Below are 17551 nucleotides of genomic sequence, written 5' to 3'. Positions count from 1 at the left end.
CAAGGGCAAGGGCTGAAGACCGACGGGCCGCAATATATGGCGGATTTTAGGCTTTGTCAATACTAAATGTTGTGGTTATTATGAACAGCCTGTGGATAACCATGTTTTCCGCTCAGGGAGCGGTTTCCTCGTCTGGATCAAACAGGTTATGCACAGGGGGAATGGGGAAATCGGGCAGGGTTTTTTACCGGACCGGCCAGAGCTCCAGCCGGCCGACCCTCAGGGTCAGCTCCTCTACCCCTTCGAGCGGGACGAAAGTCCTCGCCACCCCGAGCACCAGGACCCGTGAATCCAGGACCCTGGTCTCGAAGACCGTGAAGAGCCCGTAGCTCCTCCGGCTGGTGTTGGGCTTGACGAGGGAGTCGATCACCTGCTTGCCCCGCGACCGGAGCAGCTCCCTGACGAGGTCCCCCTGGCGGTTCTGGTCCTGCTCGATCCGGCTCAGCGCCTGGCCCAGGGTGGTCTCCAGGAACCGTCCGTAGTCGTCCATGGTAGGGTTGGTGGCGGCGAGGCCGACCGCGACCGCCAGGAGCAGGACGATGAGCGCGAGAGTTCCGGTGCTCACGGTTGGCGCCTCTCACCCAGCCGGCATGCCGGCTGGTTTGACAACGGACCCTCCGTCGCCTAGGCTGCTGCGTCCGTTCCGATCATCCGCGGTGAACCGGCTAAGGGAGCTTGCCATGTACGTCTGGAGCAAACGCCTCGTCTTCGGATTGCTTGCCGCCTTCGTTCTCCTGCTCCTGCTCTTTCTGGCCCAGAGGCCCCCGGCCGAGGCCAGCCTGCTCAAGGCCCACACGACCTTCTGGATCCTGCTGAACTTCACCGGCCTCGTGATCTGGGTCTTCGTCTGGATGATCGACCAGGCTCGGGTCAGGGGCAAGAACGTCTGGCTGTGGCTGCTCCCCTTCCTCTTCGCCCCCCTCCCGACCCTGACGGTGTTCATCCTCTACCTGCAGCGGAGGCTGAAATGACCGTGACGCGTCACTCATCACCCATCACCGATCACGGCCTTCCGTTAGCCGATCACGACCTTGGACTCGGGCAGCCGGTAGCGGATCTGGGCCGAGGTCCTGATCGCGAAGAGCCCGACGATCAGGGGGCCGAACCGCCCGAGCAACATCGTCGCGATGATCACCGTCTTGCCCAGGTCCGTGAAGAGGGCCGAGAGGCTCCGCACGCCCCCATCCCCCACCGACAGACCGACGGTCCCGATCGCCGAGGTCACCTCGAACATGAGGGCGAGGAAGGACCGGCCCTCGACGTGGGCCAGGAGCAGGGTGAAGAGGGTGACCGTCCCCATGGCCAGGATCGCCAGGCAGGTGGCCCGCACGACGAGGTCGTGGGGAATCCGCCGGTGGAAGACCTCCACGTCCTCCCGCTGGCGGAGGATGGACCAGGTCGAGAGACAGACGATCCCGAAGGCGGTCGTCTTGATCCCGCCCGCCGAGCTTCCCGGCGACCCTCCGATGGCCATCAGCAGGATGACGAAATAGAGCGTCGCGTCCCGCATCCCGGACAGGTCGACCGTGTTGAAGCCGGCCGTCCTGGCCGAGACCGAATGGAAGTAGGAAACCAGCCCCTGTTCCCCCGGCGGAAGAGATCCGAACGTCCTTGCGTTGCCCAGCTCCAGGGTCCAGATACCGACCGTCCCTACGACCAGCAGGATGATCGTCACGAGCCCCGCCAGCTTCGTGTGGGTCTGGAGGCGGAACCGCGAGCCCTTCAGATTGTCGAGCACGTCCCGGAAGACCAGGAAGCCGATCCCGCCCAGGATGATCAGAGTCGTGACGACCAGGTTCACGGTCAGGTCGGAGCGGTAGCGGATCAGGCTGTCGGAGAAGAGGGAAAAGCCGGCGTTGTTGAAGGCCGAGATCGAGTGGAAGAGACCGAAGTAGAGCGCCGACGCCGGGTCCATGTCGGCCCAGAAGCGGACGGCCAGGAGGAGGGCGCCGATCCCTTCGACGCTGACGGTCAAGAGGACGATGACCTTGACGAACCGGACCAGCCCCTCCAGGTCGATCGTGCTCAGCGCTTCCGCCATCTGCATCCGCTCGCGCAAGCCGATCCGCTGCCCGATGGCGAGCAGGAGCAGGGTCGCCATCGTCGAATAGCCCAACCCGCCCAATTGGATCAGCAGCATGATCACGACCTGGCCGAAGGTCGTGAAGTCCTTGGGCGTGTCCAGCACGACCAGGCCGGTCACGCAGACCGCGGAGGTGGCGGTAAACACCGCGTCAATGAACCGGAGGTGCGCGCCGGGAACCGTCGCGAAGGGCAGCATCAGCAGGAGCGCCCCGACGAGGATGACGGCCATCCCGGCCAGGGCCACGATCTGCCCCGGCAGGAGCCGGACCGTCAGGAGCCGGTCCCGGATCGGGCGGGCGATGGCCTCGGTCAGCCCCGACGATTTCATCTCACGGCCTCCCCCCTCCCTGGATCGCGAGGAGACGATCCTGCAAGACCCAGAGGAGCCAGAGTCCCGGCAGCGCGGCGAGGAACGTCAGGAAGAAGAAGGTCGGCCACCCGACCGCCTCCACCAGGAAGCCGGACGGAGGCCCGACGAAGACCCGTCCCACCGCGGCCAGGGCGGACAGGAGCGCGAACTGGGTGGCACTATACCGGTGGTCGCACAGGGCCATCAAGAGCGCCACGAAGGCCGCGGTCCCCATCCCGCCCGAAAGGTTTTCGACCGCGACGGCGGCCACCATGCCCGCATAGTTCTTGCCCGTCCAGGCCAGAACCATGAAGGCCAGGTTGGACAGGGCCTGGAGCAGCCCGAAGAAAAGCAGCGCCCGGAAGAGCCCGATCCTCGCCAGCAGCGCGCCTCCCGCCAGCGCGCCCAGGATCGTGGCCGCCAGCCCCATCCCCTTGTTGACGAGCCCGACGTCCGTCGGGGAGAAGTCCACCCCCCGGATCAGGAAGGCCGTGGTCAGGCTGCCGGCGAAGGCGTCGCCGAGCTTGTAGAGCACGATCAGGAGCAGCAGGCCGAGGACCGCCGGACGGGCGAAGAACTCCCGCATGGGCCCGCGCACCGCCTCGGCCAGGCTCTTCGGCGTCGCCGCCTCCTCAAGGAGGTCCGGACTCATCAGGGTCGCGACGAGCCCGATCCCCATGCAGGCGGCCATGAGCAGGTAGGTGGTCCGCCAGCCAAGGTGGTCGGAGAGGATCAGCGCCAGCGCGCCGGACACGAGCAGGCCGATCCGGTAGCCGGTCACGGACAGGGCTGCCCCGGCTCCCCGCTCGGCCGGCCGGAGCAGGTCGGTCCGGTAGGCGTCGAACACGATGTCCTGGGAGGCGGAGGCGAAGGCCACGGCCAGCGCGACGGCCCCCACCAGCCAGGGGACCGTGCCGGCCGGCGTCCAGGCCATGGCCAGGATGCCGGCCAGGAGACCGGCCTGGGTCAGCAGCATCCAGCCCCGCCTCCGTCCCAGCCAGGGCGGCACGAACCGGTCCATCACCGGCGCCCAGAGAAATTTGAGCGTGTAGGGCAGCCCCACCAGCGTGAGCACGCCGATCGTTCGCAGGTCCACTCCCTCCGTCGTAAGCCTGGCCTGAAGGGTGCCGGAGGTCAGGGCGAGGGGGAGGCCCGAAGCGAATCCCAGCGGCAGCATGACGCCGACGCGGCCTGAGGCAAAGACCCCGAGGAGGGAGCGCCACATGTCAGGCCGACGGCCGGCTTGCGGCAACGGCGCGGCTTCCGGCGAGCGGGCGTCTGCATGGGGTTCGAGCCGTCACGGGAGACGAGCTGAGAGATGGGGGCAGCCTGGCCAGTCAAGCCTCAGCAGGGCTGGCCGTTGAAGAGGCACGGCTTGTAGCGGCTCTGGTCGAACTCGACGTTCTCAAGATACACTCGCTCGTTCCCGTTCACCCCGTCCTGCTCCGGATCGTTCCACATCGTGTGGTTCCACCAGTAGAACAACGGAAACGGCTCGGTGTAATAGACCGGGTTCCCGTAGTGGCTCCGCGCGTGCTCGACCACGGCCCGGCCGGTGATGTAATCCACTTGGCCGTCGCCCTTCAGGGAGTAGAGCATGATGAAGAGGCGGGCCTCATGGTCGTAGAGCTCGTCCACGCGCGTGCCGAGTTCCGGCTCGATCGGCAGGCTTTCCTTGGTCCAGGCGGCGCGGGGCACCATGAGGGTCAGTCCGAGCAACGCGAGCAGCCACGGTCCCGTTCTTTTCATTCCGTCCCTCCTCGCTTGAAGCCGACGAGAAGATCACCAGCACGGCGCCGTACCAGGCAGCCGGCACAGTGGAAGGCATCTTACCGGCCCGGGGAACCGGAGTCAATCGTCACGGACAGGGATCGCCGGGCCTGCTTGCCCTTTCTCATTCCCCGTTCATATAATGCCTTCCGCCATGACGGTCTCACCGACGATGGAAGCGGAACTCCAACGGCCCCGGGCCACGGTGCACACCCTCGGCTGCCGCCTCAACCAGGCAGAGACCGCGCTGCTGGCCGACCGGCTGAAGCGGGACGGGTACCGGCTGGTCGAGTTCGGGCAGCCGACCGACCTGCTCGTCCTGAACACCTGCTCGGTCACCGAGGAGGCGGAGAAGGACTGTCGTTATCTGGTCCGCCGGACCCTGCGCCACTCCCCCCACGCCTTCGTCGCCGTGACCGGCTGCTACGCCCAGACCGGCTCCGAAGCGCTGCGCCGGACTCCCGGCATTGACCTGATCGTGGGCAACCAGTTCAAGATGAACCTGGCAGACTACCTGCCGGCGCCGCGAGCGCTCGCCAAGCAGCCGGACCCGCAGCTCCTCCACACGAGACAGATCGAGCGGGAGGAGTTCGCGCTGGCCGGTGCGGGGGACTACGAATCCACGCGGGCCAACCTCAAGGTTCAGGACGGCTGCAACTTCATGTGCTCCTTCTGCCTCATCCCCTTCGCCCGCGGGCGCGAGCGCAGCCGCCGGTGGGAGGACGCCCTCCGCGAGGCCGAAGAGCTGGCCGCCCGCGGACACCAGGAGATCGTCCTCACCGGCGTCAACATCGGCCGGTACGACTGCGGCGGCCGCTCGCTCCTCGACCTGATCCGGGCTCTGGAGCGGGTCGCGGGCATCGAACGGATCAGGATCTCCTCGATCGAGCCGACCACGATTCCGGACGGGCTGCTGGAGCACCTGGTCTCCTCCCCGAAGCTCTGCCGCCACCTGCACGTCCCGCTGCAGAGCGGCGACGACGGCCTCCTGGAGGCCATGAACCGGCGCTATACGGTGCGGGACTATGCGAAGCTGGTCGAACGGGCGGCTCGCCTGGTGCCGGACATCGCCCTGGGCACGGACCTGATGGTGGGCTTTCCCGGCGAAGACGAGCGGGCCTTCGCGAACACCCTGGCCGTGGCGACGGACCTGCCCTTCTCGTACTTCCACGTCTTCAGCTATTCCGGGCGGCCTGGCACGGCGGCGGCCCGCCTGCCCGATCCCGCGCCCCCCGCCCTGGTCAAGGCCCGCAGCCGCACCCTGTCCGAGCTTTCGCGGGCCAAGCGGCTGGCCTTCTACCAGAGGCACATCGGCAGTTCCGTCTCGGTCCTCTTCGAGACCCGCGAAGCCAACGGATTCTGGACGGGGTTGACCGGCAACTACGTTCGGGTCGGCGTCAGCGCCGATCGAGACCTCTCCAACCGGCTTGCCGAGGTGGACGTCACCGGCGCGATGGACGGACTGGCGGTGGGGGAGATGCCCAACGTTGACCGATGAACGCTGAACGATGAATGAAATGCCACACCGGAGATCGAAATCGGGCCTGATGGCTTTGGCGGGCATCCTGTTGGGATCGGCGGCCCTCGCCGCAGGCTGCGTGCACCAGCCGGTCCTCCCGACCGGCACCTTCGACGGCACGTGGAGCAGCGCCCAGCTCCCCTACGACATCGAGCTGAACGGCTCGTTGGGTCGTGCGGTCCACGTGCGGGGCCAGGAGGCCGAGGGCAGAGGCCTCCGCGACGGAGACCCGATTCTCCGGCTGATCTCCGAGGAGGGAAGCCGATTCACCGCCCGCCAGTGGATGCCGGACGGGACCTGGCGGACGGTCACCGGCGAGCTGAAACAGGACGGGACCCTCTCATGCGGCGACGGGCAGAAGAGCTGGACGCTGGAACGGCGGAAGTGACATGAGCGATGGCAAGCGCCCCCATCAGGTCTACATCGAGACCTTCGGCTGTCAGATGAACGAGTACGACACCGAGCTGGTGCGCTCGCTGCTCAAGGCCGATGGGTTCGCCTTCACGGAAGACCGCGAGCGGGCCGACGTGGTCCTGATGAACACCTGCGCGATCAGGGAGAACGCGCACAATCGGGTCTACGGCCACCTGGCCGATCTGAAGGCCGTCAAGCGGCAGCGCGCCCTGGTGGTCGGCGTCCTCGGCTGCATGGCCCAGAACCTGAAACAGGACCTGTTCGAGGCAGAGTCCGTCGTGGACCTGTTGGCCGGGCCGGACTCCTATCGCCGCCTGCCCTCCCTGATCAAGCGGGCGATCGAGGTCCAGGAGCAGGGGCTTTCGGAGAAGGGCCTGGCGACGGACCTCTCCGAATACGAGACCTACGAGGACATCCTGCCCGAGCGGACCGAGGGGGTGAACGCCTGGCTCGCCGTCATGCGCGGCTGCGACAACTTCTGCACCTTCTGCGTCGTGCCCTATACGAGGGGGCGCGAGCGGTCCCGCGACCCGCAGGGCATCGTCCGGGAGGCCGAGCACCTGATCGCCCAAGGGTACAAGCAGGTCACGCTGCTGGGCCAGAACGTGAACTCCTATCAATCTGGCGACTGGGACTTCGCCCGCCTCCTCACGGCCGTTGCGGACCTGCCGGGCATCGAGCGGGTCCGGTTCACCTCTCCCCATCCCAAGGACTTTCCTCCGGCCCTGTTGGAGGCGGTGGCCGGCCATCCGAAGGTCTGCAAGCACATCCACCTCCCGCTCCAGTCCGGCAACGACCGGATCCTGGGGCTGATGAACCGCACCTACACCAGCCGGGAGTATCTGGATCTGGTGGACGAGATCCGCCGCCGCTGCCCCGAGATCGTGTTGACGACCGACATCATCTGCGGATTCTGCTCCGAGACCGAGGAGGAATTCCTGGACACCCGCCGGATCGTGGAGGAGGTCGGCTACCACTCGGCCTTCATCTTCAAGTATTCGGAGCGGAAGAACACGATCGCCGCCAGGAAATATCCGGACGACGTCCCGGAGGAGGCCAAGTCTTCCCGCGTCGCCAGGCTGGTCGAGCTCCAGAAGGCCATCTCGCTGCGGAAGAACCGGGAATTGGTCGGTCGAACCGTCGAGGTGCTGGTGGAGGGCAACGCGAAGAAGTCGGAAGCCCAGTGGATGGGGAAGACGGACGGAAACCTGACGGCCGTCTGGGACAAGAACGGCTTGGCCACCGGCCCGGGCGATCTCCTCCCGATCAGGATCGCAAGCGCATCGGCGACCACTCTATTCGGCCAGCCGGCGACTTCCCCTTCGTAATTCCCGTCTGTCAGGTTATTCCCCAGAGCCGGTTTCCAGTGACGGGAATTGAACACCGGCGAACGAACTTTGTACACCGACCGACTCCTGGCTCCCTCAGACCCCTGCCAAACCAGGTTTTTACTTGGGGATCTGCAGAGGCCCAAGTAGGACTCATCCGGGCACCGGCCTTGCTTGGGATTCCGTATGGGTCAACCAACGGACGTGGCCGGAGTCACCAGATGAGCCTGGAGCGGATCATTTCAGTCGGGTTGTTCGGTTGGCTGATGATCGGGCTGATCCTGATGGGCCTGGACATCTGGTAGGTCCGCATCACGCGCCTTTCTGCCACCGCCTCGCTTCTTGTTGAAGTTCAGGAGCGGCGCAGGGCTGGCAGGGGCCGGTTCCACAGGCAGGATCGAACTTCGCTCCACAGGGGCTCGAGCGTGTCGGTCAGGGCCGGAGCGGACTTGGCCACCAGCTTCACCAGGAGGCCGGGCACGGGCGGTTCGGACAGGCCGCCGAGAACTGCCGGACCTTTCTCTTCCAGAACCAGGCCCATCCGGTCTTCCAGCTTCTTCCAGACCTCCGCACCGATCTGATCCCCCACCACGTAGAACGAACCGACATAGTTCCAGTCTCCGGCCAGTCCGACCCAGTCCGGCTCGTCGCCGGGAACCAGGTGAACCCGCTCCAGTGAGACCTTCCCGTCGGCTGTCTCGATCCGGATCTCGTTGGCCAGGTCGGTGAAGGCCCATCGCTCCCCCCTCGCGATGCGGCCGGAGGCCAGCACGTCCCAGAGCAGCAGCGTCGCCCCTTCGGCCAGCGTGACGTGAATCCGTTGGTGGAGCCGGGAACCGGCGAAGGGGATCGTCACCTCCGGCACCCATTCCAGCACCGCCCCGCTCCCGACGGTCAGTTCGACGGTCTGGACGGAGGGTTCGGACAGGGACCGGTAGACCCGGTTCGCCGAGGGGGTGGAAACGAGGACGTGGGTCCCCGGCCCCAGCCTGGCCTTAACGGACAGGCGATCGCCGCCGACCAGGCCGCCTGAAGGATTCACGAGCAACGTATAGGATGCGCCTGTGTCGTCCAGTTGGATCGGAGGCAGGAGATGCCAGGGGCTGCGGCAATGGGAGCGGGCGAGGAGGGTCTCCCGACCGTGCCGGTCATAGTCCAGGACCAGCTCCCCCACCCGCCCCACATCGGACGGCGTGGCCCGTTGCTCGTCATTCGTCACTCGTCGCCCGGACCGGCCCGCTCCGAATGACGGATGACGAGTGACGATCATGGTCGCCTCGCCCGTTGCGGGAGCCTGAGCTCGACCCACTCGACCACGCGGGCGAGCCCCTCGCCGGTCAGGAGGTTGGTGAAGATGAAGGGCCGCTCCCCCCGCATGAGCCGACTGTCCCGGTCCATGACGGACAGGTCCGCGCCCACGTGCGGCGCCAGGTCCACCTTGTTGATGACGAGGAGATCCGACCTGGTGATCCCCGGACCGCCCTTGCGGGGAATCTTGTCTCCCGCCGCCACGTCGATCACGTAGATCACGTGGTCGGCCAGCTCGGGACTGAAGGTGGCAGCCAGGTTGTCCCCCCCGCTCTCCACGAAGATCAGGCGCACGTCGGGGATCCGCCGCACCAGCTCGTCCACCGCCTCCTGGTTGTGGGAGGCGTCTTCCCGGATCGCCGTGTGCGGACAGCCGCCGGTCTCGACGCCGATGATCCGCTCCGCCGGCAGCACCCCGCGCTTGGTGAGGAACTCCGCATCCTCCTTCGTGAAGATGTCGTTGGTCACGACGCCCAGGCTGTACCTGTCCCGGAGCGCCAGGCAGAGGGCCGCCACGAGCGCGGTCTTCCCCGACCCGACCGGCCCGCCGATTCCGATCACCGGGACGCCCGCCTCCCTGGCCCTGGTCGGCTTTCCGTTGCCTTCATGATGGTGGTGATGATCGTGCATGAGAAGAGCTTATGGCTTACAGCGTATGGCGTACGGCGTATGGCAGACAACCGGAGCTAAAGCTGATGGCCGATGACAAGAAATCCGGCCCCGTCTCCGCTCCTACCATAAGCCATAGGCTATCAGCTATACGCTCCCGGCTGTTTCGCTAAGAGCGAAACAGCCGGGAAGCCAGTCGGCTGTGGCGCATCGCGTAGATGTCCTGGACCGGCGTCCAGGAGATCATCGTGTCGGCGCCGCCCGAAGCCCGACTCAACTCGTCAATCAACGGGAGCCAGTCGTCCAGCAGCCGCTGGGCCTCCTTCTGCCCGATCGGCAGGAGCTTCAAGGAAGCGGAGACGAGTCCGACCGCCCCTTGATACAGATAGGCGGCGACCGCCTCCTCCCTCTGCCAGCCGCAGGCAGCCAGGGTCAGACCGAGGGCCACGGCCAGATGTCCCGGCGTGCGACCTGCAGCGACCGCCTCCCGGTAGCCTCGCAGGATCGCCGATTCGACCATCCGCTCCGCCGCGATCCGGATCACCTGCCGGCCCATCTGCCGGCTGGCCTTGCGGGTCTCGCGGCACAGCTTCATCGCATCGAGTTCTTCGTCTGCCCCTATCGCCTCGTGCCCCGCGCCTCGCGCCTGGGCATCCCACGCCCTCGCCACCGCCACTGCCTCGCACCGGCCCAGCCCGTTCCCGAGCAGGTCTTCGACGTAGCGTGACAGCTCGCGCGCGTCGCGCACGGCACCGCCCTGCACGGCCGCTTCCAGACCGGAGGAGAAGGCGTAGCCGCCGGACGGGAAAAAACTGTCCACGAACCGGAGCCCGCGGAGAAGTGAAAGAAGGGGTGAGGGGCAAGGGGCAAGAGGCGAGGGGGTTGAGATACGCAGGCCCTTTTCTTTGCTCCCGCCCATAGCCTCTCGCCTCGTGCCTCGAGCCATTAAAAGAGGAAATACCGTTGAGCCATCGGCAGCACCGCCAGCGGCTCGCACTTGAGCAACTGGCCATCGGCGCGCACTTCGTAGGTCTCCGGGTCCACTTCGATCTTGGGCAAGGCGTCGTTCAGCTTGAGGTCCAGCTTTCCGATCCCGCGGCAGCGCTTCACTGCCGAAACCCGCTTCTGCAGGCCCAGCTTGCGCGGCACCTCCCGCTCCAGGGCCGCCTGGGAGACGAACGTGAGGCTCGTCGCATAGGGCGCGCGGCCGAAGCTGCCGAACATCGGGCGCGTGAGGACCGGCTGGGGCGTCGGGATCGAGGCGTTGGGGTCCCCCATCGCGGCCGCCATGGGAAAACCGCCCTTCACGACGATCTCCGGCTTCACCCCGAAGAAGGCCGGACGCCAGAGCACGAGATCGGCCAGCTTGCCCTTCTCGACCGAGCCGACCTCGTGCGAGATGCCGTGCGTGATGGCCGGGTTGATCGTGTACTTGGCGACGTAGCGTTTGGCCCGGACGTTGTCGTTGGGCTGTTTGGAGAGGGTCTTTCCGTCCCAGGCCAACTGCCCCCGCTGCACCTTCATCTTGTGGGCGGTCTGCCAGGTTCGGACGATCACCTCCCCCACCCGGCCCATGGCCTGCGAATCCGAGGACATGATGCTGATCGCCCCCATGTCGTGGAGGATGTCCTCCGCGGCGATCGTCTCCCGCCTGATGCGGGACTCGGCGAAGGCGATGTCCTCCGGCACCCGCGGGTTGAGATGGTGGCAGACCATCAGCATGTCCAGGTGCTCGTCCATCGTGTTCACGGTGAAGGGCATCGTGGGGTTAGTGGAGGAGGGCAGGACGTTCGGCTCGCCGCAGACGCGAAGGATGTCGGGCGCGTGGCCGCCGCCGGCTCCTTCGGTGTGGAAGGTGTGGATCGTCCGGCTGGCGAAGGCCTTGATGCTGTCCTCCACGAACCCGGCCTCGTTGAGCGTATCCGTGTGAATCGCCACCTGCACGTCGTACCGCTCGGCGACGTCGAGGCAGGTGGAGATGGCCGCCGGCGTGGTTCCCCAATCCTCGTGGAGCTTGAGGCCGATCGCGCCGGCCTCGACCTGCTCGCTGAGCCCGAGCGGGAGCGCCGCGTTCCCCTTGCCGAGGAAGCCGAGGTTGATCGGGAACCCGTCCGCCGCCTCCAGCATCCGGTGGATGTTCCAGGTGCCGGGCGTGCAGGTCGTCGCGTTCGTGCCGGTGGCCGGACCGGTGCCGCCGCCGATCAACGTGGTCAGGCCGGCAGCCAGCCCTTCATGGATGATCTGGGGACAGATGAAGTGGATGTGGCTGTCGATCCCGCCGGCCGTCACGATTTTGCCCTCGGCCGAGATGACCTCGGTGCCTGGGCCGATCACCAGCTCGGGAGTCACCCCCGCCATCAAATCGGGATTGCCCGCCTTGCCGATCCCGACGATGCGCCCGTCCCTGATCCCGATGTCCGCCTTGACGATTCCCCAGTAGTCCAGGATGACCGCGTTGGTGATCACCAGATCGAGCGCTCCGCCGGCCCTGGTCGCTGCAGGGGACTGGCCCATCCCGTCGCGGATGACCTTGCCTCCGCCGAACTTGGCCTCCTCGCCCGGCGTCGTGAGGTCCTTCTCGACCTCGACGATCAACTCCGTGTCCGCCAGCCGGACCCGGTCGCCGACGGTCGGACCGTACAGGTCCGCATATTGGCGGCGCGGAATCTTCATGGTGCTCCCGTGAATCGTCGCTCGTGAAGCGTATTTCGCTTCACGGTTGAGCGGAAAATCCCTGCTCTTCGGCGCGGCGCAACGCGGCCGTCTTTACCTGCTGATCGTCCAGCGGGCCGTTGACCAGGCCGTTGATCCCGTAAGCGATCCGGTTCCCGCCGATCGCGACGAGCGTCACCTTCTTTTCTTCGCCCGGCTCGAACCGCACGGCCGTGCCGGCCGGCACCTGAAGCCGGAACCCGTAGGCCCTTTCCCGATCGAACTTGAGCGCCCGGTTCGCTTCGAAGAAATGACAGTGGGAGCCCACCTGGACCGGCCTATCGCCGGCGTTCGCAACGGTCAGCTCGATGGTGGCACGACCTTCGAAAGCGACGACGTCGGCCTTGGCCAGGAACAGCTCGCCTGGGATCACCGCGGCAGGCTGGAGGGAGCTCCGGGAGAGGGCGGCTTTCCGAACCCGAACCTTCGACCTCGCACCGGCCTTCGGCCGGGCCTTGACCTTGCCGGAACTTCTTCGCCCTCGTCTCGCCGCCACGGTCGCTCCTAAATTAAAGAATGACTGGAACTTTCCTACCGAATCGGCTGGTGAACCGTGACCAATTTTGTCCCGTCAGGAAAGGTCCCCTCCACCTGCAGCTCGGGCAGCATTTCGGGAACGCCTGGCATCACGTCGTCCCTGGTCAGGAGCGTCGCTCCGTGGCTCATGAGGTCGGCCACGGAACGGCCGTCCCTGATCCCCTCCAGGATCGCCGCGGTCAAATACGCCACCGCTTCCGGATGGTTCAGCTTCAGCCCCCTCGCCTTCCGCTCCCTGGCCAGTTGGGCGGCCACATAGATCAACAGCTTTTCTTGTTCACGCGGCGTCAGGTGCATGGGCTCACCAAGGGCAATCGGCTGATGGCGAACGGCGGTTCGGAGCAATACGGTACGGGATCATAGCGACATTCGCGGTCAATGTGAAGATGGATTCTGCCTCCGGTTTTCTTCGTCAGCTACCCACCGCCATCACACGATCAAATGCCGCTTGACCTGCTCCTCGCTCAACTCCGACGTCCGCCCCGACGCCACCACCGCCCCTTTGGCCATGATGACGTAGGAATCGGCCAGCCGCGCCGCGAACTCCATGTACTGCTCGACCAGCAGGATCGCGAACCGCCGCCGCTCCTTGAAGCCCTCGATCACCTGCTCGATCTGCTCGACGATGGAGGGCTGGATCCCCTCGGTCGGCTCGTCCAGGAGGAGCAGCTTGGGCCGTGAGAGCAGGGCCCGCCCGATCGCCAATTGCTGCTGCTGCCCGCCGCTGAGGACGCCTCCCGCCCGGTCCAGCATCGAGGCCAGGGCCGGGAACAGGGCGAAGACCTCGTCGAACGCGTCCTTCTCCTGATTCCCGTTCTTCGTCGCGCCCGCTTCGTAGCCGAGCCGCAGGTTCTCACGGACCGTGAGGTGCGGGAAGATCTCGCGCCCCTGCGGAACGTACGCGATGCCCCGTCGGACCCGGCGATCCGGGGATTCCTGCGAAACGTCCGTCCCGTCGAACTGGACGCGTCCGGTCCGGGATGGCAGGAGCCCCATGATCGTCTTGAGCAGGGTGGTCTTGCCGACCCCGTTTCGTCCCATGAGGCAGACCACCTGTCCCGGCCCGACCCCCAGCGAGACATTCCGGAGAATGTGGCTCTCCCCGTAATAGACGTTCAGGTTATCGAGTTTAAGCACGGGGCTCTCGTCGCTCGCATCTCGTATTTCGTGAAGCGTCAGAATTCGAGGACGAGATACGCTTCACGAGTCACGTTTCACGCTCGGGCATGCGCCTCTTTTTGGCGGCCCAGGTAGATCTCCACCACCCGCGGGTCCGACTGGATCGTCTCCACCGGCCCCTCGCACAGCACGGCCCCTTCGTGCAGGACCGTGACGGTCTTGGCGATCTGCCGCACGAACTCCATGTCGTGCTCGATCACGATGATCGAATGGCGATCGGCCAGCGACTGGAGGAGCTGCCCGGTCCGTTCGGTCTCCTGGTCGGTCATGCCGGCCACCGGCTCGTCCACGAGGAGCAGCGCCGGGTCCTGAAGCAGCACCATGCCGATCTCCAGCCACTGTTTCTCCCCGTGCGACAAGGCCCCGGCCCGGACGTGCCGCTTCTCGGTCAGCCCGATCGTCTCCAACACTTCCTCGACTTTTTCGCCCTCCGCCCGGCTGGACCTGGCCCAGAGCGTCGCAAAGACCCCTCTGCTCGTCCGGCGGAGGGACAGATCCAGATTCTCCCAGACCGTGAGGTTGCCGTAGACCGACGGGGTCTGGAACTTGCGCCCGATCCCCAAGCCGGCGATCTCGTGCTCCCGCAGCGGAACCAGGTCCGTGTCCTTCCCGAAGATGACGCGGCCCGAGACGGGCTTGACCTTGCCCGAGACGACGTCGAGCAGCGTGGTTTTGCCGGCCCCGTTGGGGCCGATCACGACGCGGAGCTCGTGATAGTTCACGATGAAGTTCAGGTCCCGGAGGGCTTTGAAGCCGTCGAAATCAACGGTCACGCCATCCAGATAGATGATCGAGCCCCGTTCGGTCATGGGCGGTTTTCAGTTTTCTGTTGTCAGTTCTCAGTTTTGAGTCGTCGGGCAACTAAACGCTACCGACCCTTCACTCATGACTGCCGTTCAGCGGCCGGCACCACCGAACGGCTGGAGCCGATCCAGCCGGCGCCAAGCTTGCGGATCACCCCCACGAGCCCTTCCGGAAACAGGAGGACGACCGCGACGAAGAGCCCGCCCAGGAAAAACGGCCAGAGGTCGGGGAACGAGTTGGTCAGCACGCTCCGCGCCCAGTTCACGCCGACCGCGCCCAGCACCGCGCCGGCCAGGGTGCCGCGCCCGCCGACCGCCACCCAGATCACCATCTCGATCGACGGGAGGACGCCGATCTGAGCCGGCGTGATGATTCCCACCTGCGGCACGTAGAGCGCGCCGGCCAGACCGGCCAGCGCCGCCGAAACCACGAAGACGAACAGTTTGAAGTTGGCCGGCGAATACCCGGAGAAGAGCACCCGTTGCTCGCTGTCTCGGATCGCCACCAGCACCTTGCCGGTCCGGGACCGGATGATCCAGCGGCAGAGGAGATACGAGGCGCCCAGGCAAAGGACGGTCAGGACGTAGAGGGCCCGCTGCGTTCCCGGATCGCTCAGACGGAATCCGAGCACGGTTTTGAAGTCGGTCAGCCCGTTGGTGCCGCCCAAGTTCGTCTCGTTCCGGTTGAACACCAGCCAGGCCGAGAGGGCCAGGGCCTGGGTGATGATCGAGAAGTAGACGCCGCGGATGCGGCTGCGGAAGGCCAGGAAGCCGAAGACGAGGGCGAACAACGTCGGCAGCAGGATCGCCGCGACTGCGGCGACCCCGAAGCTGTAGAAGGGCTTCCAGAAGAGCGGCAGATCCTTGACCTGGTTCCAGACCATGAAGTCCGGCAACGTGCTGCCGTAGACGCTCTCGGTGCCGATCGAGAGCATCAGGTGCATGCCGATCGCGTAGGCCCCCAGCCCAAAGAACACTCCGTGCCCCAGGCTCAGGATGCCCGTATAGCCCCAGATGAGGTCCAGGCCGAGTGCGAGAATCGCGAAGGCCAGGAACTTGCCGAACCGGTTCAGCGTGAAATCCGAGACGTACAGCCAGGAGTCCGGTCCGGGCAGCACGTTCAACAGGGGCAGGACGAGGAGCAGCAGGAAGCCGGCCAGCCAGAAGGACAGGCCTTCTCGGTGCCGTTCGCCATCCTGGGCCCGGGCGTTCAGATCCGACTGTGTCATGCCGTTCTCGGGGGAATCGTCATGCGTCATCCGTCATTCGCAAATCAGAGCGTCGCTTTCCCGCGAACGACCAGTGACGGATGACGCATGACCAGCGCTGCCGATCACGTTTCGAGCTGCCGTCCCTTGATCGTGAAGAGACCGGACGGCCGTCGCTGGAGGAACAGGATCACGAGGACGAGGATCAGGACCTTGCCGTACACGGCCCCGAAGCTGGGCTCGAGCAGCTTGTTCAGCCCCCCGATGCCCAGCGCGGCGACGATCGTGCCGGCCAGCTTGCCGACGCCGCCGGTAACGACCACCATGAACGAGTCCACGATGTAGTTCTGGCCCAGCCCCGGCTCCACGTTGCCGATCAACGTCAGCGCGCAGCCGGCCAGACCGGCCAGGCCGGAGCCGAAGGCGAACGTGTACGCGTCCACTTTTCTCGTCGGGATGGCCAGGCAGGCGCTCATGCTGCGATTCTGCATGACGGCGCGCACCTTGAGCCCGATCCCGGTTTTGAACAGGAACAGGTAGATCCCGGCCACGCACAGCGCGGAGAGCGCGATGATGAAGAGCCGGTTGTAGGGCAACTGCACCCCCACGAGGACCTGGGCCCCGCCGCTCAGCCAGCTCGGCGCCACCACGGACGTCAAGTCCCCGAAGATCACCCGCGCCGCCTGAATGAGGATCAGGCTCACGCCCCAGGTCGCGAGCAGCGTCTCCAGCGGCCGACCGTAGAGGAACCGGATCAGCGTCGCCTCCAGAAACAGGCCGAACAGCCCCGCCGCGAGGAACGAGCAAGGCATGGCCGCGAGAAAATAATAGTCGAAGAGACCGGCCGGAAGATAGACCTTGAACCCTTCCTGGGTGAGAAAGGTCGCATAGGCCCCCAGCATCATCAGCTCGCCGTGGGCCATGTTGATCACGCCCATGAGGCCGAAGATGATGGCCAGGCCCAGGGCCATGAGCAGGAGAATCGAGCTCAGGCTGATCCCGCGGAACAGGGTCTCGATGGCGCTGACCCAGCTTCCCCAGGTTTCGATCCGCTCGACCGCTTGGGCCGCGGCCTTCGCCACTTCCCCTTGCCCTTGTGGCGCTGCCTGCCCGCCGAGCGCAGGGCCCTCGACGGGAACCGCCGACGCGCTCACCAGCTCCTTCAAGGCCGGCAAGGCGTTCTGGCTGCGGAGCTCGCCCAGCCTGGTGGCCGCCGCGACCTTCGTCGCCGGATCGTCGCTCGCCAGCCTGAGCAGACCGATCGCCTCTTCGATCGTATAGCGCACCCACCGGTCCGGCTCCGTCTTCAGCGCCGCCTCCAGCCAGGGAATGGCGGCCGGCTTCCCCATCATCCCCAGGTCGGTCGCAGCGGAACGCCTCGTGTCGGGATCCTCGCTCGCGAGATTGGCCCGGCTCTTCAGCAGATCAATGACCGGCTTGATGAGAAGCCGCAGGCTCCGGTCGGCGCTGAGCCGGAGTTCCTCCAGCCTCGGCAGGAGGCTTGCCTCCCCCCTCTCGACCAGGGTCCGGACCGCCGCTTCCTGCGCGACTTGGTCCTGGCCGGAGAGGTCGGCCAAGGCCTGCTCGATCTCCGTCTCCGTCGCCGTCTCCTCCGCCCCGGCCGGGAAACAGGCCAGGAGGAGGAGCAGCATTCCGAACAACGTGCTGAAAATGCGTGTCATCGCCTGGTCCGCGCAGCGAAAGGACCCGGGGCGCCGTCGCCGCCGAGG

At 66.1% G+C, this 17551-nt stretch carries 18 protein-coding genes; 4 read left to right on the top strand and 14 right to left on the bottom strand.

The genetic code is table 11. The features are described from left to right. Nucleotides 1–184 precede the first annotated feature (184 nt). Nucleotides 185–565: a DUF4359 domain-containing protein gene (locus tag AB1411_06820; GenBank protein ID MEW6543309.1), complete on the bottom strand. Its 381-nt coding sequence runs from the start codon at nucleotides 563–565 to the stop codon at nucleotides 185–187. A 115-nt stretch (nucleotides 566–680) separates the two neighbouring features. On the opposite strand from AB1411_06820, the gene AB1411_06815 reads away from it, so the two are divergent. Continuing rightward, complete coding sequence (locus AB1411_06815; GenBank protein MEW6543308.1) at nucleotides 681–971, top strand: hypothetical protein; 291 nt, start codon at nucleotides 681–683, stop codon at nucleotides 969–971. A gap of 44 nt (nucleotides 972–1015) precedes the next feature. Here the strand turns inward: AB1411_06815 and AB1411_06810 are convergent, their stop codons facing one another. The 3 genes from AB1411_06810 to AB1411_06800 form a co-directional block, all read right to left on the bottom strand. Then, nucleotides 1016–2413 carry a TrkH family potassium uptake protein gene (locus AB1411_06810; GenBank protein ID MEW6543307.1) on the bottom strand — a complete coding sequence of 466 codons (1398 nt, stop codon included), beginning with the start codon at nucleotides 2411–2413 and terminating at the stop codon, nucleotides 1016–1018. Nucleotide 2414: 1 nt separating this feature from the next. Further along, a complete protein-coding gene (locus tag AB1411_06805; GenBank protein ID MEW6543306.1) occupies nucleotides 2415–3659 on the bottom strand; it encodes an MFS transporter in 1245 nt (414 codons plus the stop codon). 119 nt (nucleotides 3660–3778) lie between these two features. Next, the gene (locus AB1411_06800; GenBank protein ID MEW6543305.1) at nucleotides 3779–4183 is read right to left on the bottom strand and encodes a hypothetical protein; all 405 of its coding nucleotides are present in this window, start codon (nucleotides 4181–4183) and stop codon (nucleotides 3779–3781) included. Between the two features lie 175 nt (nucleotides 4184–4358). Here AB1411_06800 and mtaB point away from each other — a divergent pair, with 175 nt between their 5' ends. Genes mtaB through miaB form a run of 3 tightly spaced genes read left to right on the top strand, consistent with a single transcriptional unit; the run spans nucleotide 4359 to nucleotide 7465 of the window. Then, on the top strand, nucleotides 4359–5702 hold the full coding sequence (gene mtaB, locus AB1411_06795) for a tRNA (N(6)-L-threonylcarbamoyladenosine(37)-C(2))-methylthiotransferase MtaB (GenBank protein MEW6543304.1): 1344 nt from the start codon (nucleotides 4359–4361) through the stop codon (nucleotides 5700–5702). 49 nt (nucleotides 5703–5751) lie between these two features. Then, nucleotides 5752–6111 carry a hypothetical protein gene (locus AB1411_06790; protein MEW6543303.1) on the top strand — a complete coding sequence of 120 codons (360 nt, stop codon included), beginning with the start codon at nucleotides 5752–5754 and terminating at the stop codon, nucleotides 6109–6111. A 1-nt stretch (nucleotide 6112) separates the two neighbouring features. Then, nucleotides 6113–7465: a tRNA (N6-isopentenyl adenosine(37)-C2)-methylthiotransferase MiaB gene (gene miaB / locus AB1411_06785; protein ID MEW6543302.1), complete on the top strand. Its 1353-nt coding sequence runs from the start codon at nucleotides 6113–6115 to the stop codon at nucleotides 7463–7465. Nucleotides 7466–7817: 352 nt separating this feature from the next. On the opposite strand, the gene AB1411_06780 is transcribed toward miaB, so the two are convergent. From AB1411_06780 to urtB, 10 genes are all read right to left on the bottom strand, one after another. Beyond that, the gene (locus AB1411_06780) at nucleotides 7818–8684 is read right to left on the bottom strand and encodes an urease accessory protein UreD (protein ID MEW6543301.1); all 867 of its coding nucleotides are present in this window, start codon (nucleotides 8682–8684) and stop codon (nucleotides 7818–7820) included. 47 nt (nucleotides 8685–8731) lie between these two features. Next, nucleotides 8732–9403 carry an urease accessory protein UreG gene (gene ureG / locus AB1411_06775; GenBank protein ID MEW6543300.1) on the bottom strand — a complete coding sequence of 224 codons (672 nt, stop codon included), beginning with the start codon at nucleotides 9401–9403 and terminating at the stop codon, nucleotides 8732–8734. Between the two features lie 148 nt (nucleotides 9404–9551). Then, complete coding sequence (locus AB1411_06770; GenBank protein MEW6543299.1) at nucleotides 9552–10202, bottom strand: urease accessory UreF family protein; 651 nt, start codon at nucleotides 10200–10202, stop codon at nucleotides 9552–9554. A 125-nt stretch (nucleotides 10203–10327) separates the two neighbouring features. Beyond that, the gene (locus tag AB1411_06765; GenBank protein MEW6543298.1) at nucleotides 10328–12055 is read right to left on the bottom strand and encodes an urease subunit alpha; all 1728 of its coding nucleotides are present in this window, start codon (nucleotides 12053–12055) and stop codon (nucleotides 10328–10330) included. Nucleotides 12056–12095: 40 nt separating this feature from the next. Then, nucleotides 12096–12467, bottom strand: a complete 372-nt coding sequence (locus tag AB1411_06760) for an urease subunit beta (GenBank protein ID MEW6543297.1) — start codon at nucleotides 12465–12467, stop codon at nucleotides 12096–12098. A gap of 158 nt (nucleotides 12468–12625) precedes the next feature. Beyond that, a complete protein-coding gene (locus AB1411_06755; protein ID MEW6543296.1) occupies nucleotides 12626–12928 on the bottom strand; it encodes an urease subunit gamma in 303 nt (100 codons plus the stop codon). 132 nt (nucleotides 12929–13060) lie between these two features. Further along, nucleotides 13061–13768, bottom strand: a complete 708-nt coding sequence (gene urtE, locus AB1411_06750; GenBank protein MEW6543295.1) for an urea ABC transporter ATP-binding subunit UrtE — start codon at nucleotides 13766–13768, stop codon at nucleotides 13061–13063. A 77-nt stretch (nucleotides 13769–13845) separates the two neighbouring features. Further along, nucleotides 13846–14619, bottom strand: a complete 774-nt coding sequence (gene urtD, locus AB1411_06745; GenBank protein MEW6543294.1) for an urea ABC transporter ATP-binding protein UrtD — start codon at nucleotides 14617–14619, stop codon at nucleotides 13846–13848. Nucleotides 14620–14693: 74 nt separating this feature from the next. Next, complete coding sequence (gene urtC, locus AB1411_06740) at nucleotides 14694–15842, bottom strand: urea ABC transporter permease subunit UrtC (protein ID MEW6543293.1); 1149 nt, start codon at nucleotides 15840–15842, stop codon at nucleotides 14694–14696. A 104-nt stretch (nucleotides 15843–15946) separates the two neighbouring features. Continuing rightward, on the bottom strand, nucleotides 15947–17503 hold the full coding sequence (gene urtB, locus AB1411_06735; GenBank protein MEW6543292.1) for an urea ABC transporter permease subunit UrtB: 1557 nt from the start codon (nucleotides 17501–17503) through the stop codon (nucleotides 15947–15949). Between the last annotated feature and the right edge of the window lie 48 nt (nucleotides 17504–17551).

The sequence above is a fragment of the Nitrospirota bacterium genome (assembly GCA_040757595.1).
Lineage (GTDB): Bacteria > Nitrospirota > Nitrospiria > Nitrospirales > Nitrospiraceae > JBFLWP01.
This window is presented reverse-complemented; position numbering and strand designations above follow the sequence as displayed.

Bases quoted from the DNA above. Each gene is read 5' to 3' on its own strand.
- AB1411_06815 (MEW6543308.1), top strand. From the start codon at position 681: ATGTACGTCTGGAGCAAACGCCTCGTCTTCGGATTGCTTGCCGCCTTC.
- AB1411_06810 (MEW6543307.1), bottom strand. From the start codon at position 2,413: ATGAAATCGTCGGGGCTGACCGAGGCCATCGCCCGCCCGATCCGGGAC.
- AB1411_06805 (MEW6543306.1), bottom strand. From the start codon at position 3,659: ATGTGGCGCTCCCTCCTCGGGGTCTTTGCCTCAGGCCGCGTCGGCGTC.
- AB1411_06800 (MEW6543305.1), bottom strand. From the start codon at position 4,183: ATGAAAAGAACGGGACCGTGGCTGCTCGCGTTGCTCGGACTGACCCTC.
- mtaB (MEW6543304.1), top strand. From the start codon at position 4,359: ATGACGGTCTCACCGACGATGGAAGCGGAACTCCAACGGCCCCGGGCC.
- AB1411_06790 (MEW6543303.1), top strand. From the start codon at position 5,752: ATGGCTTTGGCGGGCATCCTGTTGGGATCGGCGGCCCTCGCCGCAGGC.
- miaB (MEW6543302.1), top strand. From the start codon at position 6,113: ATGAGCGATGGCAAGCGCCCCCATCAGGTCTACATCGAGACCTTCGGC.
- ureG (MEW6543300.1), bottom strand. From the start codon at position 9,403: ATGCACGATCATCACCACCATCATGAAGGCAACGGAAAGCCGACCAGG.
- AB1411_06765 (MEW6543298.1), bottom strand. From the start codon at position 12,055: ATGAAGATTCCGCGCCGCCAATATGCGGACCTGTACGGTCCGACCGTC.
- AB1411_06755 (MEW6543296.1), bottom strand. From the start codon at position 12,928: ATGCACCTGACGCCGCGTGAACAAGAAAAGCTGTTGATCTATGTGGCC.
- urtD (MEW6543294.1), bottom strand. From the start codon at position 14,619: ATGACCGAACGGGGCTCGATCATCTATCTGGATGGCGTGACCGTTGAT.
- urtC (MEW6543293.1), bottom strand. From the start codon at position 15,842: ATGACACAGTCGGATCTGAACGCCCGGGCCCAGGATGGCGAACGGCAC.
- urtB (MEW6543292.1), bottom strand. From the start codon at position 17,503: ATGACACGCATTTTCAGCACGTTGTTCGGAATGCTGCTCCTCCTCCTG.